General features: G+C 57.2%; 1 protein-coding gene. It reads right to left on the minus strand.

Going from position 1 to position 1,459, the window contains the following annotated elements; translation table 11 throughout:
* On the minus strand, positions 1 to 1,348 hold a 1,348-nt coding region (locus tag QVP03_RS10445), incomplete at its 3' end, for an ABC transporter ATP-binding protein (RefSeq protein WP_288210761.1).
* Between the last annotated feature and the right edge of the window lie 111 nt (positions 1,349 to 1,459).

The following is a 1,459-nucleotide window of genomic DNA, read 5'->3' on the forward strand; positions in this document are numbered from 1 at the left end:
CGACGCTCATGTGGGCGCGCAGGCTGTCCTGCGTGTAGTCGCGCACCGAGACCCCGTCGATCAGGATGTCGCCCGCCTTCACGTCGTAGAAACGCGGTATGAGTTCGCTGAGGGTCGACTTGCCTCCGCCCGAAGGGCCTACCAGGGCCACGGTCTCGCCGCGCTTGATCTCGAACGAGATGCCTTCGATCACCTCGCGGCTGCCGTCGTACGAGAAGTGGATGTCCCGGAATTCGATCTTGTCTTTCAGCCCGTCGAGTTCGATCGCCCCGGGCTTGTCCTGGATTTCGCTCTGGGCGTCGATGATCGAGAAGATGCGTTCGCCGGCGGCGATACCCTGGTTGATGTTGGAGAACTGGTCGATGAACGTGCGCACCGGGCGCGTTATCTGCGAGAACATGGCGATGAAGGCGATGAAGCCTTCGGGGCTGAGCGCGTCCTTGAATACGAGCGAACCTCCGAATACCAGGATGACGCCTACGGCCGAGATGCCCAGGAATTCGCTCATCGGCGAAGCCAGCTGCTGGCGGCGGGCCATCGAAAGGGTCAGCCGCGCCAGGTCTTCGCTCAGGTCGTAGAATTTCTGCTTGACGTATCCCGTGGCATTGTAGCTCTTGATGACCTTGATGCCCGACAGCGATTCGTCGAGCGTCGAGACCAGTTCGCCCATGCGCTGCTGGCTTGTCCGCGCGGGATGGCGCAGGCGCTTGACGATGCTGCCGATGATCAGTGCCACGACGGGCAGGAAAAGCACCGAGAAGAGTGCCAGCTCCCACGAGATGGCGACCATCATGACCGTATAACCGATGATGAGGAACGGCTCGCGGAAAGCTACCTGCAATGTGTTGGTGATGCAGAACTGCACCACGCCGACGTCCGAAGTGATCTTCGAGATGATGTCGCCCTTGCGCTGGTCGCTGAAATAGCCCACGTTCATGTCCACGACTTTGGAGAACATCTCGTTGCGCATGCGCTGCAGGGTGCGGGTGCGCATGTTCTCGACCGTCCAGGCCCCCATGTAGCGGAACAGGTTGCTCAGCAGGCTCACGAAAATGGTGACGATGGCCAGCAGCAGCAGGACGTTTTCGGGGTTGTATTCGGTGAACAGGTGCGAATAGGTGAAGTTGAACAGTGCCGTCAGGTATTCCTGGTTGAACGCCAGCGGGGGGAGCTTCTCCACGTATACGAACGTGTAATCCGCATCGAACATCGTCTTGAGGATCGGCATGATCAGCAGGAACGTGAGCGAATTGAACAGCGCGTAGAAAAGTGAGTAGAAGAAATAGGGGATGGCGTATTTGCGGATGGGTCGGGCGAAACCCAGGAGCCTCATGTATATTTTAAACATTACGGGCGGATTATTTGCAGGTTATGTGATAATCGGGACAAAGATAGAAATAATAATGTGAAATTCTGAACTCCCGGCTTAAAAGTGCGAAGTTCCGGGGAATTTAGAACC

Source organism: Alistipes sp. CAG:29 (assembly GCF_000435435.1).
Taxonomy (GTDB): Bacteria; Bacteroidota; Bacteroidia; order Bacteroidales; family Rikenellaceae; genus Alistipes; species Alistipes onderdonkii.